General features: G+C 69.5%; 11 protein-coding genes. 7 read left to right on the top strand and 4 right to left on the bottom strand.

The window, feature by feature from the left end; translation table 11 throughout:
- Positions 1-22: 22 nt before the first annotated feature.
- The 3 genes from HYQ63_RS38450 to HYQ63_RS38460 all read right to left on the bottom strand — a co-directional run bounded on the left by HYQ63_RS38450 (position 23) and on the right by HYQ63_RS38460 (position 4,676).
- Positions 23-2,980, bottom strand: a complete 2,958-nt coding sequence (locus HYQ63_RS38450) for a nitrate- and nitrite sensing domain-containing protein (RefSeq protein ID WP_179938290.1) — start codon at positions 2,978-2,980, stop codon at positions 23-25.
- Positions 2,981-3,041: 61 nt separating this feature from the next.
- The gene (locus HYQ63_RS38455; protein ID WP_167542538.1) at positions 3,042-3,185 is read right to left on the bottom strand and encodes a hypothetical protein; all 144 of its coding nucleotides are present in this window, start codon (positions 3,183-3,185) and stop codon (positions 3,042-3,044) included.
- A 3-nt stretch (positions 3,186-3,188) separates the two neighbouring features.
- Positions 3,189-4,676 (bottom strand): OFA family MFS transporter, encoded by a 1,488-nt coding sequence (locus HYQ63_RS38460; RefSeq protein ID WP_257232418.1) that lies wholly within the window; start codon positions 4,674-4,676, stop codon positions 3,189-3,191.
- Positions 4,677-5,234: 558 nt separating this feature from the next.
- Here HYQ63_RS38460 and HYQ63_RS38465 point away from each other — a divergent pair.
- Positions 5,235-5,630, top strand: coding sequence for a DUF485 domain-containing protein (locus HYQ63_RS38465; protein ID WP_179938291.1), 396 nt, complete (start codon positions 5,235-5,237; stop codon positions 5,628-5,630).
- Positions 5,627-7,222 (top strand): cation acetate symporter, encoded by a 1,596-nt coding sequence (locus HYQ63_RS38470; protein ID WP_179938292.1) that lies wholly within the window; start codon positions 5,627-5,629, stop codon positions 7,220-7,222. The genes HYQ63_RS38465 and HYQ63_RS38470 overlap by 4 nt, the downstream gene beginning before the upstream one ends.
- 61 nt (positions 7,223-7,283) lie before the next feature.
- Here the strand turns inward: HYQ63_RS38470 and HYQ63_RS38475 are convergent, their stop codons facing one another.
- Positions 7,284-8,273 carry a LacI family DNA-binding transcriptional regulator gene (locus HYQ63_RS38475; RefSeq protein WP_179940960.1) on the bottom strand — a complete coding sequence of 330 codons (990 nt, stop codon included), beginning with the start codon at positions 8,271-8,273 and terminating at the stop codon, positions 7,284-7,286.
- A gap of 316 nt (positions 8,274-8,589) precedes the next feature.
- Here HYQ63_RS38475 and HYQ63_RS38480 point away from each other — a divergent pair, with 316 nt between their 5' ends.
- The 5 genes from HYQ63_RS38480 to HYQ63_RS38500 all read left to right on the top strand — a co-directional run bounded on the left by HYQ63_RS38480 (position 8,590) and on the right by HYQ63_RS38500 (position 16,185).
- Entirely contained in the window at positions 8,590-9,516 is a 927-nt protein-coding gene (locus HYQ63_RS38480; protein ID WP_179938293.1) for a carbohydrate ABC transporter permease, read from the top strand.
- A gap of 4 nt (positions 9,517-9,520) precedes the next feature.
- Positions 9,521-10,468 (top strand): carbohydrate ABC transporter permease, encoded by a 948-nt coding sequence (locus HYQ63_RS38485; RefSeq protein WP_179938294.1) that lies wholly within the window; start codon positions 9,521-9,523, stop codon positions 10,466-10,468.
- Between the two features lie 95 nt (positions 10,469-10,563).
- Complete coding sequence (locus HYQ63_RS38490; protein WP_179938295.1) at positions 10,564-11,904, top strand: ABC transporter substrate-binding protein; 1,341 nt, start codon at positions 10,564-10,566, stop codon at positions 11,902-11,904.
- Between the two features lie 46 nt (positions 11,905-11,950).
- Positions 11,951-14,032, top strand: a complete 2,082-nt coding sequence (locus HYQ63_RS38495) for a beta-galactosidase (RefSeq protein WP_179938296.1) — start codon at positions 11,951-11,953, stop codon at positions 14,030-14,032.
- Between the two features lie 107 nt (positions 14,033-14,139).
- The gene (locus HYQ63_RS38500) at positions 14,140-16,185 is read left to right on the top strand and encodes an RICIN domain-containing protein (protein WP_179938297.1); all 2,046 of its coding nucleotides are present in this window, start codon (positions 14,140-14,142) and stop codon (positions 16,183-16,185) included.
- The last annotated feature ends 38 nt before the right edge of the window (positions 16,186-16,223 follow it).

The raw sequence follows: 16,223 nt of genomic DNA on the forward strand, positions 1-16,223 counted from the left end.
CTGCCCGTTCGTCGATGGGATCTTATCGCTCGTCGGGACGGGCCCGACGGATGCCTGACTGGTAGTTGCTGAGGAAGCTGTGCGTGCTGCCCGCGTCCTGGCTCGGCTTCGCCTTGCCGGGGCCGGTTCGCGGCTCGGCACGTCCACCGGGCCGCGGCGAACGCGGCGTCCGCTTCGGCAGTCCGGACTGGGTGCGGTCGGCCCCCTCCTGGGTGTCCGAGGGCTCGGCGGAGCCGCCCGGGCGGCGGTCGGCCGCCTGGTCCGTCGCGCTCTCCCCGGTGCGGGCAGGACCCGGGCCCGGCAGGGGCTCCGTCTGCTGTCCGGGAGGGGTGAAGAGGCGCGAGGACCCCTGGGGTCGGGGGCTCGCCGACGGGGGTCGGGTGCCCGCCGACGGAGGACGCGGAGCCGCCGACGCCGGCGCCGCGTCGTCCGCATCCGAGGCGGGCGGCTCGAACCACCGCGAGCGGGGAGCGCGCTGCTCCTCCGGACCGGACCGCTGCGGCGGCACCAGGCCGGGCCCGGACTGACGGGCCTTCTGTGCGTCCTGGGCGTCCTGGGCGGCCGGTCCGTCCGCCGGTGCCCTGTCGTGCGCGGACGGCCTGGACGGCAGGGGCGGCGGTCCGTTGCGGGACTCCTCCGGTGCGTCCTTGCCGACCGGGCCGGGGCGGCCGGTCCCGTTGGCGCCGGTCCCGTTGCCGTTCCGGTTTCCGCCAGGGCCGTCGGTCCCGGCAGGTGCCCGGCGCGGCAGCCGCCGCGGCAGCTCGGAGCCCGGACCCGTCCCGGGGGTGTCGGGACGCTCGGCGCGCTCGGGGCCGCCCCAACCCGGGGACCGCGTACCGGCGTCGGCGGCGACTGCCGGGCGGGCCCCGTTGGGGGACTCGCGCACCGCGGGGGCCGCCGTGGCGGGGCCCGACTCCTGCCGCGGCCGCGCCGGTTCGAAGGCCTTGGCAGCGGTCGGCGACGGCCCGGAGCGCCGGGGCAGGTTCCCCCGGGGAGCTTCGTCGGGCCGGTTCCCCGGTACCAGGTTGGCCGGGACGAGCACACCGGCGAGCAGGCCCGCACCCCAATCCGAGCTGAGGTTCACGGAGATGCCGTGCCGGTTGGCCAGGCGGCCGACGACGAACAGGCCCATCTGACGGGAGGACGAGGCCTCCTCGGAGGTGGTCGCCTCCAGCCGCCGGTGCGCCTTGGCCAGGTCGGCGCCGCTCATGCCGATGCCCTGGTCGCGCACCTCGATCAGCGCGGAGCCGTCGCGGCGCGGTGTGGTGCTGACGACCACCTGGGTCTCCGGCGGGGAGAAGGCGGTGGCGTTGTCGAGCAGTTCGGCGATGATCCGGGCGAGGTCACCGGCCACGTAGCCGGTCACCTCCACGGAGGCGGAGGGCTGCACCTCCGCACGCTGGTAGTGCTCGATCTCGGAGACCGCGGCGCGCAGCACGTCTTCCAGCGGCACGCGATGACCGTGGGTGCGGACCAGCGTGCTGCCGCAGAGCACCATCAGGTTCTCGTTGTTGCGGCGCATCCGGGTCGCCAGGTGGTCCATCTGGAAGAGGTGGCCCAGCTGGTCCGGGTCCTCTTCGTGCCGTTCGAGCTGCTCCATCAGGCGCAGCAGCCGGTCCACCAGGGTCTGGCTGCGCCGGGAGAGGTTGACCAGGGTGTCCCTCAGGTCGCCGCGCAGCGCGGCCTGTTCCGAGGCCAGGCGCACGGCCTGACCGTGCACCGCGTCGAAGGCCCGGGCGAGCTGCCCGAACTCCTCCGTGGTGTGCACGGGCACGGCGCTGACCGCGGTGTCCGCCTTCTCGCCCTCGCGGATGCTGGAGACGGCGGCCGGGAGCCGGTGTTCGGCCACGTCGAGCGCGGTGGAACGGAGGACGGTCAGCGACCGCAGCAGATACCGGCCGATCGCGAAGCCGATGGAGCCCGCGAGCAGCAGCACCGCGAGCAGGGCCACGGAGTACGCACCGGCCCGGTTGCTGGTCTGGTCCTGCAACTGGGCGGAGTTCACGCGCAGCTGCTGGGCGAGGTTCTTCTCGACCTTACCGAGGAGCTTCACGGTGGTTTCCGAGCTGCGGTTCCACTCGGACGTCGGGACCTGCGGCGGAGTGATGCCCTGCTGGGCGCCGTTCCCCTGCGACCCGGACAGCGCGCTGCGTACGAGGTCGGCGCGCCGCTTCACCAGCTTTCCGGTGACCGTCCGCTCGTACATGCTCTGCTCGGCGGGGGTGGCCACGGCCCGGAAGTCGCCGAGCTTGTCCTGGAGGCGGATGTCGGACTCCTCCAGCGCCCGGACGAGGTTCATGTCCGTGGACTGTCCGGACTGCCCGGACTTCATCGCCTCGAGGAGCGTCACATGCTGGAGATGGACCTCCTCCTGGACCGCCTCCAGGTCGTACAGCGCGGACGCCGGTCCGGACAGCTTGGGTTCGCCGAACCGGCTGCCCAGGGCCTGGTCCAGGTCGAGCAGGCTGTTGATGGCGGTGCGGTACTGGTTCACCGCGGCCCAGGAGCTGATGCTGCCCGACGCCACCTGCTCGCGCAGGTCGGTCAGCCCGCCCATGGCCTTGACCGCGTCCTGATAGCGGTTCCCCGCGGCGCCGTCGAGCTGGGGCGCCCGCTTCGTGCTGCCGGTGAGGGCCGTCCGGGCGCGGTCGGTGGACCGGACCTGGCGCCGCATCGTGGCCGCGTCGGCGCCCCCTCCGCCCCGCAGCTGTTCGGCGGCCATGGTGCGCTCCTCCTGGAGGCTCCCGAGCAGCGGCATCAGCCCGGAGCGCAGCTTGACCAGCCGCTGCATGTCCGCGTACGAGTTGGCGCGTTCGACTTCCCGTTGGATCTGGACGACGCCCAGGGCGACGGCCAGCAGCGCGGGCACCACCAGCACGGCGCCGAGCTTGACCGGCAGCCGCCAGTTTCGCCATTGCACGATGGTGGCCCACAGCCCCGGGCCGCGCACAACTTCGGCCGCATGCCTCCCCGGGGTCACGAGGCGCGCTCCGCGCCCGGAGCGGCTTGGCCACAGCGATGTATCACGATGCGCTTTCTCTCTACTCGAACAGCTTTCGGCTCGTCATGGCGAGCTCATAGAGGCCGTACGCGAAGGGAATGGCCACCCACAGCCACACCACGGCCAGCAGGACGGGCGACGACTTCACGGCCGCGCTCTGCGAAGGTTCGTCTTGGTGAGCCATCAGTTACCCCTTGCCCTTCTCGGCCGGGACGGCCTTCTCAGCCGGTACATCGTCGGTTCCGCCCTCGTCGTCCTGCTCGTCCCGGGCTTCGTCCTGCTCGTCCCGGGCCTTGCCCTGCTCGCCCTGGACTTCGCCCTGCGCGTCAGCGGCCTGCTCACCCGACGCCACCGGCTCCGGCTCGTGGAACTTCGGGTTCACCGGCCGCACCAGCTCGTTCGCGATGAAGCCGACGACCAGCAGCGCGATCATGAGGTAGAAGGAGATGGCGTAGAGGCCCGGCCCCGTGTTCCCGGACTTCTTCCCGGCGTCCGCGACGGCGTCCACGATGATCGGCCCGGCGACTCCGGCGACCGACCACGCGGTCAGCAGCCGACCGTGGATCGCGCCGACCTGGTAGGTGCCGAACAGGTCCTTCAGATAGGCCGGTACGGTCGCGAACCCGCCGCCGTAGAACGACAGGATCACCATGGCCGCGACCACGAACAGCGCGGTGCTGCTGTTCTTCCCGAGCAGGATGGTCAGGTAGAGCAGAGCACCCGCGCCCAGGTAGAGGCGGTAGATGTTCTTCCTGCCGATCACGTCGGAGACCGACGACCAGACGAAGCGACCGGTCATGTTGGCCAGGGACAGCAGGGCGACGAACCCGGCGGCGGCGGTCGCGCTGACCGGGGCGTCGGTGTCCTGGAAGAAGTCCTGGATCATCGGGGCGGCCTTCTGGAGGATCCCGATGCCGGCGGTGACGTTCATGCACAACACGACCCACAGCAGCCAGAACTGCGGGGTCTTCACCGCGTTCTTCGCCGACACGTTCGCGGTCGTGACGAGCTGCTTCCCGGCGTCCTCGCGGGGGACCCAGCCGGCCGGACGCCAGCCGTCGGCCGGCACCCGGATGAGCAGTACGCCCAGGGTCATGAAGGCGGCGTAGGCCAGGCCGTGCACCAGGAAGGTCCGGGCGATGCCGCTGGTGTCGCTGCCGAAGGAGGAGAGCATCTGCGACGACCAGGGGGAGGCGATCAGCGCGCCGCCGCCGAAGCCCATGATCGCGGTGCCGGTGGCCATGCCCGGGCGGTCCGGGAACCACTTCATCAGCGTGGACACCGGCGAGATGTATCCGATGCCGAGGCCGATTCCGCCGACGACGCCGTATCCGAAGATGACCAGCCAGTACTGGCTGGCGGCAACGCCGAGCGAGGCGATGAGGAAGCCCGAGGAGAAGGCCACGAGCGACACGAACATCGCCCACCGCGGACCCTTGCGCTCGACGAGCGTGCCACCGAAGGCGGCGGAGAGACCGAGGACGAGAATGGCGATCTGGAAGGGGAGTGCGCTGGCGGTCCCCGAGATGTCAAGGGCTTTCTCCAGAGGCGTCTTGAAGACGCTCCAGGCGTATGCCTGACCGATGGAGAAGTGAATCGCAAGCGCCGCCGGAGGAATCAGCCATCGATTCCACCCCGGCCCTGCGATAATGCGAGAGCGGTCGAGAAAACCCACCGATTACCTACCTCCGTCCTCGGGAACCCATTGCCGCAGGCTCATTTTTCTGGAGACGTCGAAGACGTCTCGGGCGGTGGCGAGTGTAGAGCACCCTGATCAGCGGGAACAACGACGGGACTTCATCACGGGTCCCGTAGTGGAGCAGCCTCCCACACGTTCGCATAGATGGGGCGATCCACCAACATCGACACATTGCATGCATCCCCCGTTCACGAAATATCCGCAACTCCGGTGGCTCGGGGTTGCCGTCATCACGTGACACCAGGTCAGACGGACCGAAAGGAGGAAGGAACGGTAAAAGTGCACATCCTGAGAAGTTCTGACAGGTACTCACAAGGATCTCGTAGCCGCATATGTGGCATGCAGTCACCTGGGACCGGGCGGTTCCGGCGCAAGCCCGGTCGAGCCGGTCCGCCGGGTATCCCCGGTCGTTGACGGCATCCGGCGCCTTACTACACTGACCCCGCCATGGGGCTGCGGGTTGCTCCTCCTCCCCACCATCCATTGCAGGCAGATCCGTACGAATTCTCCTGCCCGAAACTCCCGGGAGAGGACATGACGAAAGCGGTGCGGCCGCCCGCGCCTATTTCATCCGAGCGGGCCACGGGACCGGGGTTCGCCGACCGCGGCACGGAAAACGATGAGCCCGACTTCGCCGCGATTCAGCAGAGCCCGGAATTCGACCGGCTTCGCAAGAGGCTGCGCCGGTTTGTCTTCCCCATGAGCGCGCTCTTCTTTTGCTGGTACATGACGTTTGCGCTGTTCTCGGCGTATGGTCATGGATTCATGAGCCGTAAGGTGTTCGGCTCGGTCAATATGGGAACCGTCTTCGGCCTGTTGCAGTTCGTGTCGACGATCACGATCGTCCTGCTGTACCGGGGCTTCGCCGACAGGAAAATCGACCCGCAGGTGGACAAGGTGCGCGAGTTGGCAGGGGCCGACAAGGAATGACAGTGCAGATCGCGGCTGAGACGACCGGCAGCCCGCTCATCAACGTCAGCGTATTCGTCGTTTTCGTCCTGATTACGCTGTTCATCGTCTACAAGGCCACCACCAGGAACCAGACGGCGGCCGACTACTACGCCGCGGGCAGCGCCTTCAGCGGCGTCCAGAACGGCATCGCCCTCTCCGGCGACTTCCTCTCCGCGGCGTCCTTCCTCGGGATCTCCGGGGCGATCGCCGTCCACGGCTACGACGGCTTCCTCTACTCGGTGGGATGGCTCGTCGCCTGGCTGGTCGCCCTCCTGCTCGTCGGCGAACGGCTGCGCAACACCGGCCGGTTCACCGTGGGCGACGTGATGGCCTACCGGATGAAGCAGCGCCCGGTGCGCGCGGCGGCGGCCAACGCCACCCTGGTGATCACGTTCTTCTACATGCTCGCCCAGATGGCCGGCGCGGGCGGGCTGATCGCCCTCCTGCTCAATGTGCACAGCAAGGGCGGGCAGGCCCTCGTCATCACCGGCGTCGGCCTCGTGATGGTCTTCTACGTCCTGGTGGGCGGCATGAAGGGCACCACCTGGGTGCAGATCATCAAGGCGGCTCTGCTCCTGATCTGCGTGACCTTCATCAGCGTCTTCATCGTGGGCAAGTTCGGATTCAGCTTCTCCGCGCTCCTCGACCAGGCGGCGGCGCGCAGCCCGCTGGGGCAGAGCCTGCTCGAACCGGGCGGCTGGTACGGCGACGGCGCGATGGACAAGCTCGACTTCGTCTCGCTGTCCCTGGCGCTGGTCCTCGGCATCTCCAGCCTGCCGCACGTGCTGATGCGCTTCTACACCGTGCCGAACGCCAAGGAGGCGCGCCGGTCGGTGGTGTGGTGCTCCTGGTCGATGTTCCTGTTCTACCTGGGGATCCTGGTCGTCGGCTACGGCGCCGCCGCGCTGGTCGGCCCGGACGCGATCCTGGAGGCCCCCGGAGGCGAGAACTCGGCGGCACCGCTGCTCGCGTTCAAGATCGGCGGTGCGGTGCTCCTGGGCGTCGTCGCCGCGGTGGCCTTCGCGACGATCCTCGCGGTGGTGGCCGGTCTGACCCTGACCGCGTCGGCGTCGTTCGCGCACGACGTGTACGCCAATGTGATGCGGGAGGGGAAGGCCGACGCGCGGTCCGAGATCCGGGTCGCCCGTCTGACGGCCATCGTGGTCGGCTTCCTGGCCATCATCGGAGGCATCGTCACCAACGGCCAGAACGTGGCCTTCCTGGTGTCGCTGGCCCTGGCGCTCGCAGCGTCCGCCAACCTGTCGACCATCCTCTACACCCTGTACTGGAAGCGGTTCAACACGACGGGGACGCTGTGGAGCATCTACGGCGGCCTGGGGTCGGGGCTCATCCTCATCCTCTTCTCGCCCGCGATCTCGGGTACCTCGACGTCCATCTTCAAGGACGTCGACTTCCACTGGTTCCCGCTCACCAACCCCGGCATCGTGTCGATCCCGCTCTCCTTCCTCTGCGGATTCCTCGGCACGGTCCTCAGCAAGGACCCCGCGGACCCCGAGAAGCAGGCGGAGATGGAAGTACGGGCGCTGACCGGAATCGGCAGCAAGGTCTGAGAAGCTCGCGTCACGAGGCCGGTCCGGGGAGCACATCTCCCCGTACCGGCCTCGTTCGTCGTTACCCCGGGGGCGGTGGCGCGGTGCTGCGGCGCAGGACGAGCCGAGTGGGGACGAGCGTGGTGCCGCGGCCCGGGGTGCTCTGCTGCATCTGGCGCAGGACGCCCTCCACGCAGCGGCGTCCGACCTCGGCGAAGTCCTGGTGCACGGTGGTCAGCGGCGGCAGGAACTCCCCGGCCTCGGGGATGTCGTCGAAGCCGATGACGCTGACGTCGTCCGGCACCTTCCGGCCCTTTTCGTGCAGGGCCCGCAGCAGGCCGAGCGCCATCTGGTCGTTGGCGGCGAACACCGCCGTGCAGTCCTCCTCGGCCGCGAGCGCGAGCCCGGCGCGGTAGCCGGACTCGGCCGACCAGTCGCCCCGTACGAGCGGTGGCGGAACGCGCCCGGCCTCGGTGAGCGCCGCATGCCAGGCGTCGGCGCGGCGCTGTGCCGCGAAGGAGCCCTCGGGACCGGCGAGATGCCATACGGTCCGGTGGCCGAGCCCGAGCAGATGGTCCACCGCGTCGCGGGTGCCGCCCGCCTGGTCGGTGTCGACCACCGTATAGCGGTCCCCGGCGTCCGAGTCGGCCACGACGACCTGGACGTGGGGCGGCAGGGAGAGCGCCGCCGCGTCGAGGAGGTGGACCTCCATGATGACGATGACGGCGTCGACGGCGAGTTCGCCCAGCCGGGAGAAGGCGCCGCGCACCTCGTCCTGGGTCGGGACGGCGACGGGGAGCAGGGTGACCGCGTAGCCCTCGTGGGCCGCGGAGGTGGCGATCGCTTCCAGCGTGCGCACATTGCCCGTGGTGGAGAGGGTGAAGGTGATGACGCCGATGGTGCGGAACTCGCCTCGTTTGAGCGCCCGGGCCGCGCTGTTGGGCCGGTAGCCGAGCTGCTTCATGGCGGCCAGCACCTCCCGCCGCGTGTCCTCGGTGACGCCGGGGTAGCCGTTGGAGACCCGGGACACGGTCTGCGCGGAGACACCGGCGAGACGGGCCACGTCCGCCATGGACGCGCGCTGCGCGCGCCGGGCGGCCCGCGTCCGGGTGCTGCCGTCGCCCGCCGGGGCGCCGTCCGCCGAGGGGGCGCCCGCCGGAGGGCTCTCCGCCGAGGGGTTGTCCGCTGCTTCCACTGTCTCCCTCGCTGCGTGCGTCCTGGTTTTGCCAGACGGCTCTTGACCACCGTCATTGGGGCAGTGTAGACATTCCGCCATCAGATGTTTACGTAAACATAACACCTCCGCGCTTCCTTGATCGTCGGGATGTTTACGCAAACATCGCGACGGCGCCCGACGCCGGTTCCGTGATGGACGAGCGAGGAACGACATGACGACGCTGCAACCCCCCGCCGCCGTGAAACGGCGCCCGGCCCGGCCTCCGGCGAAGCGGGACCGCCGCTCCTGGACGGGGTGGGGGTTCATCGGCCCCTTCGTGGTGGTCTTCGCCTTCGTCTTCCTGGCCCCGATCGCCTATTCGATCTACCTCAGCCTCTTCCGCGACCAGCTCATCGGCGGCACCACGTTCGTCGGTCTGGACAACTACCAACAGGCCCTGGAGGACGACCGGTTCTGGGAGTCCCTGACCCGGGTGTCGCTGTTCCTGCTCGTGCAGGTGCCGATCATGCTGGGCATCGCCCTGCTCGTCGCCCTCGCCCTGGACAGCGGGCGGCTGTACGGCCGGGACTTCTTCCGGATCTCGATCTTCCTGCCGTACGCGGTGCCCGCCGTCGTCGCCACCCTGATGTGGGGGTTCATGTACGGCACCCGCTTCGGCCTGGTGAGCGACATCAACGACGCCCTCGGGGTGTCCCTGCCGAACCCGCTGTCACCCGATCTGGTGCTGACGTCCATCGGCAACATCGTCACCTGGGAGTTCGTCGGCTACAACATGCTGATCTTCTACTCCGCGCTCCGCGTCATCCCGCACTCCCTGTACGAGGCCGCGGAGATCGACGGCGCCGGTCAGATCCGCGTCATCACCGCCATCAAGCTCCCCGCGATCCGCGGCGCCCTGGTCATCGCCACCATCTTCTCGATCATCGGCACCTTCCAGCTGTTCAACGAGCCGAACATCCTCCAGAAGCTGGCGCCCAACTCCATCACCACCGACTACACCCCGAACTTCTACACCTACTCGCTGTCCTTCTCGGGCCAGCAGCACAACTACTCCGCGACGGTCGCCATCATCATGGGGCTGATCACCATGGTCATCGCCTATGTCGTCCAGCTGCGCGGCATGCGCAAGGGAGCGTGAAGCGATGAGCAGCCCCGCCACCACCGTCTCCCCGCCCGCATCCGCCACGGCCGACTCCCCGGGCTCCCCGCCCCGGCTGCGCGCGCCGCGGAAGCGCACCGCGGGGCGCCGCCCGCGCCGCAGCGTGCTGCTGACCCTCCTCACCGGACTGGTCCTGCTGTACTCGCTGGTGCCGCTGGCCTGGCTGGTCATCAGCGCCACCAAGACCCAGGAGGGGCTGGCCCGGTCGTTCGGGCTGTGGTTCAGCGGCGACTTCGCCCTGTGGGACAACATCCGGGAGACGCTCACCTACCAGGACGGCGTCTTCACCCGCTGGCTGCTGAACACCCTGCTGTACGTGGTGGCCGGGGCCGGCGGCGCCACCCTGCTTGCGGTCCTGGGCGGCTACGCCCTGGCCAAGTTCACCTTCCCGGGCAAGCGCGCCGTCTTCGCCGTCGTCATCGGCGCCGTCGCGGTGCCCGGCACGGCGCTGGCCGTGCCCACCTTCCTGATGTTCAGCAAGATGGGGCTCACCAACACCCCCTGGGCGGTGATCATCCCGTCCCTCATCTCGCCGTTCGGCCTGTACCTGATGTGGGTCTTCGCCACGGAGGCCGTACCCGACGAACTGCTGGAGGCGGCCCGCATCGACGGGGCGAGCGAGGTGCGCACCTTCTTCCAGGTCGTCCTGCCGCTGCTCGCACCCGGCATCGTGACCGTCCTGCTGTTCACGATGGTCGCCACCTGGAACAACTACTTCCTGCCGCTGATCATGCTGAAGGACCCGGACTGGTATCCGCTGACCCTGGGCCTCCACAGCTGGAACGAGCAGGCCGCGACCGCCGGAGGCGAGGCCGTGTTCAACCTCGTCATCACCGGCTCCCTGATCACCATCGTGCCGCTGATCGCCGCGTTCCTCCTGCTCCAGAAGTACTGGCAGTCCGGGCTCGCCGCCGGAAGCGTCAAGGAATAGCCCGCCCGTCAAGGAACAGCTCCACCGCCCCGCCCCACGAAGAAGCCCCGCACCACGAAGAAGCCCCGCACCACGAAGAAGTGGAAAGCACGCCCATGCGCATGAACGCCCGCCGCCTGCTGCGCGGCATAGCCCTGGTCTCCGCCCTCACCCTGGGGGCAACCGCCTGCGGCGGCTCCGACGACGGTGCCGCCGACCAGAAGCCGGTGTCCGCCAAGGACATCGACAAGGCCCTGGAGAAGGGCGGCACCCTGACGGTGTGGGCTTGGGAGCCCACGCTGAAGAAGGTCGCCGACGACTTCGAGAAGGAACACCCCGCGGTCAAGGTCAACTTGGTCAACGCGGGCACCAACAAGGACCAGTACAAGGCCCTCCAGAACGCCATCGCCGCGAAGAAGGGCGTCCCCGACGTCGCGCAGATCGAGTACTACGCGCTGGGCGAGTACGCCCTGACCAAGGCCCTCGACAAGCTGGCCCCGTACGGTGCCGACAAGCTCGCCGACAAGTACTCCCCGGGCCCGTGGAACTCCGTGAAGTCCGGCGAGGACGTCTACGCCCTGCCCATGGACTCCGGCCCCATGGCGATGTTCTACAACAAGAAGGTCTTCGACAAGTACAAGCTCAAGGTGCCGACCACCTGGGACGAGTACGTCAAGACCGCGCGCGACCTGCACAAGGCCAACCCCAAGGCGTACATCACCGCTGACACGGGAGAGGGCGGTACCGCCACCAGCATGCTGTGGCAGGCCGGTTCCCGCCCGTACAAGGTCGACGGCACCAAGGTGAAGATCGACTTCTCCGACGCGGGCGCCAAGAGGTACACCGACACCTGGCAGAAGCTGCTCGACGACAAGCTGGTCGCGCCCATCACCGGCTGGACCGACGACTGGTACAAGGGCCTCGGCGACGGCACCATCGCCACCCTGACCGCCGGTGCCTGGATGCCCGCCAACTTCGCCTCCGGTGTGAAGGAGGCCTCCGGCGACTGGCGCGTGGCACCGATGCCGCAGTGGAAGGCGGGGGACAAGACCACCGCGGAGAACGGCGGCAGCTCCCTGGCCCTGCCCACCCTGGGCAAGCACAAGGAACTCGCCTACGCCTTCACCGAGTACGCCAACGCCGGGAAGGGCGTGCAGACCCGGATCAAGGAGGGCGCCTTCCCGGCGACCACCGCGGACCTCGAATCCGACGCGTTCCAGAACACCGCGTTCCCGTACTTCGGTGGCCAGAAGGCCAACAAGATCTTCGCCGAGTCGGCCGCGAACGTCGGCAGCGGCTGGTCGTACCTGCCCTACCAGGTCTACGCCAACTCCGTCTTCAACGACACCGTCGGCAAGGCCTACGTCTCCCGCACCAAGCTGGCCGACGGACTGAAGGCCTGGCAGAACGCCTCCGTCAAGTACGGAGAAGAGCAGGGCTTCACCGTCCAGAAGTAACCAGCCCCGCCCGCGCCGCCCCGTGCGGTCCACCGGAAGGACCACCATGATCTCCACCCTCCAGACCCAGCCTCCGCAGGGGCCGGACGGTGACCTCACCCCCCGCATCGGCTACGGCGCGGACTACAACCCCGAGCAGTGGCCGCGCGAGGTGTGGGAGGACGACATCCGGCTGATGCGCGAGGCCGGTGTCACCATCGTCTCCGTGGGGATCTTCTCCTGGGCCCGCATCCAGCCGGCCGAGGACGAGTGGGACTTCGGCTGGCTCGACGAGGTCATGGACCTGCTGCACACCGGTGGCATCGGGGTCGACCTGGCCACCGCCACCGCGTCCCCGCCGCCCTGGCTCACCACGGCGCACCCGGAGATCCTCCCGGTGACCGCCTCCGGTGAGACGGTGTGGCCGGGGGCGCGGCAGCACTGGCGACCCACCTCGCCCGTCTTCCGCACCCACGCGCTGCGCCTGGTGCGGGAGCTGGCCGAGCGGTACGCCGGTCATCCCGCCCTGGTGGCCTGGCACGTCTCCAACGAGCTGGGCTGCCACAACATCTACGACTACTCCGACGACGCCGCCAGCGCCTTCCGCGACTGGCTGCGCGCCCGCTACACCACCCTCGACGCCCTCAACCACGCCTGGGGCACGGCGTTCTGGTCCCAGCGGTACGGCGCCTGGGACCAGATCCTGCCGCCCCGGCTGGCCGCCTCCCATCCGAACCCCACCCAGCAGCTGGACTTCAAGCGCTTCTCCTCCGACGCGCTGAAGGAGCATCTGCGCGCCGAGCGGGACGTCCTGCGCGAGCTCACCCCGGGGATTCCGGTCACCACGAACTTCATGGTGATGGGCGAAACCAAGGGCATGAACTACGCCGACTGGGCCGGTGAGATCGACTTCGTCTCCAACGACCACTACGTCAGGCCCGGCCCGCAGGACCGCGACGAGCTGTCCTTCTCCGCGAACCTCGTCAGCGGCATCACCGGCGGACGCCCCTGGTTCCTCATGGAGCACTCCACCAGCGCCGTGAACTGGCAGCCGGTCAACGTGGCCAAGCGGCCGGGCGAGCTGGCCCGTGACGCGCTGCTGCACGTGGCCCACGGCGCCGACGCCGTGTGCTTCTTCCAGTGGCGGCAGTCGGCGGCCGGCGCCGAGAAGTACCACTCGGCGATGGTGCCGCACGCCGGGCCCGACAGCGAGGTGTTCCGCTCGGTGGCCGCACTCGGCCGGACCCTGCGGACCCTGGCCCCGGTCGCGGGGACCGAACGCGAACCGGCCCGGGTCGGGATCGTCTTCGACTGGGAGTCGTGGTGGGCGAGCGAACAGGACTCCCACCCGACCTCGCGCCTCGACTACCGCCAGGAAGCGCTGGACTGGTACTCCGCACTCCTCGCCCTCGGCATACGCGCCGACGTCATCACCGCAACTGCCGACCTCGGCCGGTACGAGGTGCTGATCGCGCCGGTGCTGCACATGGTCCCCGCGGCGCTGGCCAAGGACCTCACCCGGTACGCCGAGCAGGGCGGCCACCTGATCGCCACCTACTTCTCCGGTGTCGTGGACGAGAACGACCACGTCTGGCTCGGCGGCTACCCGGGGGCCCTGAGCGAGCTGCTCGGCATCCGCATCGAGGAGTTCGGCCCGCTGCTCGACGGCGAGACGGTCGAGATCGAGACCGGCGGCGTATTTGGGGGCGGGGCCGGGCCCAACGGCACGGCCACCGGCACCCTGTGGACCGACCGGATCACCGTCACCGCCCCCGAGGTGGAGGTGCTGGCCCACTACCGCGACGGGACGTACCCGGGCCGCCCCGCCATCACCCGCCGCGCGGTGGGCGGGGGATCGGCCGCGTACGTCTCCACCCGGCTGGGCACGGACGGGCTCACCGGACTGCTGCCCGCGCTGCTCGCCCCCGCCGGCGTCACCAGCGAACTGCCGGACGGCGCCCGGGGCAGCGTCGAGCTGGCCGTGCGCCGCGACGGCGGCAACCGCTATCTGTTCCTGGTCAACCGCACCGATACGACGGTGCCGCTGACCGGACTCGCCGGGGAACCCCTGATCGGCGGTGCCGCGGGCGACGGGGTGTTCGCCCTGGCCCCCAGGGGCGTCGCCGTGCTGCGCCAGCCCACGGCCTGACGGCGGGATCCGCCACGTCTGTCACCGCCTCCTGAAACTCCGTCGTCGCCCTCGCGGCCACGGCGGCCGGTCCACCGAAGCGTCCGCACACGAGTTGGGAGCACACGTTGGCACGCCGTACCCGCACACGACGCCTCCTGGGAACCATCGGAGTCACCGCCCTGGCCACCGGGGCCGCCCTCATCACCGCCCCGCCGGTGACCGCGCAGGCCCCGGCGGCGGCCACGGCCGACGCCGTCACCGTCTCACCCGACCCCTCGTACCGGGCGGACAGATTCGAGGGCTGGGGCACCAGCCTGGTCTGGTTCGCCAACGCCACCGGCGACTATCCCAAGGAGATCCGCGAGAAGCTGGCCCGGCTGCTCTTCGGGGACAGCGGCCTCGCTCTCAACATCGCCCGTTACAACATCGGCGGTGGCAACGCCCCGGACGTCAAGGACTACCTCCGCGCCGGGGGAGCGGTCGAGGGCTGGTGGAAGGCCCCGGAGGGCACCACGCGCGAGGACACCGACTGGTGGAGCGCGGGCGACAAGGCCGACTGGAACCCGGACGCCGACGCCACCCAGCGCTGGTGGGTCGACCGCATCAGAGGCGACATCGACCACTGGGAGACGTTCAGCAACTCGCCGCCCTGGTTCATGACCGAGAGCGGCTATGTCTCCGGCGGCTTCAACGCCACCGACGAACAGCTCAAGCCGGAATCCGTCGACGACTTCGCCGCCTATATGGCGGGCGCCACCAAGCGGCTGGAGAAGGCACACGGCATCAAGGTCGACACCGTCGACCCGTTCAACGAACCCAACACCAACTACTGGAGCACCCGCCTGGGAGCCGACGGCGAGCCGGTCGGCGGACGGCAGGAGGGCGCGCACATCGGCCCGGAACTCCAGCAGAAGGTGATCGGCGCGCTGGCTCCCGCCCTGAAGAAGGCGCGGACCGGCGCGAAGATCTCCGCGATGGACGAGACCAACCCCTCCATCTTCACGCAGAACTGGAACACCTACCCGCAAGCGATCCGCGACCTCGTCGGCCAGATGAACGTCCACACCTATGGCACCGGCGGCCGCACCAGCGCGCGCGACCTGGCCAAGGCGGCGGACAAGCCGCTGTGGATGAGCGAGGTCGAGGGCGACTGGGGCGACGGCCAGAGCTTCACCGATATGCGGCCCGGCCTCGGGCTCGCCCGGCAGATGGTGGACGACCTGCGCGAACTGGAGCCCCGTGCCTGGGTGTTCTGGCAGCCCGTCGAGGACTACGACAACATGAAACCCGGCGGGGAGTCGGCCAAGGGCGGGAACTGGGGCAGCATCCAGATCCCGTTCAGCTGTACCTCCAAGGACACGCTCGAGAGCTGCCCCATCCGTACGAACACCAAGTTCGACACGGCCCGCAACTTCACCCACTACATCAAGCCCGGCGACCGGCTCATCAAGACCGATGACACCTCCAGCGCCGCGGCCGTCTCCAAGAAGGGCAACGCGGCCACCGTCGTCCACGTCAACAGCGGCGCCGGTGAGCGTGATGTCACCCTCGACCTGTCCAAGTTCGGCAAGGTCAGCCGCCACGCGACCGTCACCCCCGTGGTGACCAGCGCCGAGGGCAAGCTGGAGCGGCAGGACGCCATCGAGGTGACCGGCAAGAAGGCCACCTTCACCGCGCCCGCCCAGTCCGTGACGACCTTCCTGGTGAAGGGCGTGTCCGGGGTGGCCAAGGACGCCGCCGAGCTGCGCAAGGGCCACACGTACCAGCTGACCGGTGTCCAGAGCGGCAAGGCGCTCACCGTCGCGGACGACGGCAGCAAGCTCGTCATCAAGGGTGCGGACACTTCCGCCCGCGACCGGCAGTGGCAGCTGCGCCAGATCAGCGGCGACACCGGCAACCGGCAGCGGTACGTGTTCACCAACCCCGTGGAGGGCAAGCGGCTGGCCGTCCGGGACGGCGCACCGGTGCTGGAGCCGGACCACGGGAAGCGCGACAAGGCCACCCAGTGGATCATGTCGACCACCGGTGACGGCACCTGGACCCTGGTCAACGCGGCCACCGGCCGGCTGCTGGAGGTGGGCGGACAGGCCACCCACGACGGCGCCGCCGTCACCATCTGGACCCCGACGTCCGGTGCGAACCAGCGCTGGAAGGTCTCCGAGGTGAGCTGACCTCCGTCTGACCTCCGCCTGACCTCCGCAGAGTTCCG

This window comes from Streptomyces sp. Rer75, assembly GCF_013414305.1.
GTDB lineage: Bacteria > Actinomycetota > Actinomycetes > Streptomycetales > Streptomycetaceae > Streptomyces > Streptomyces himastatinicus.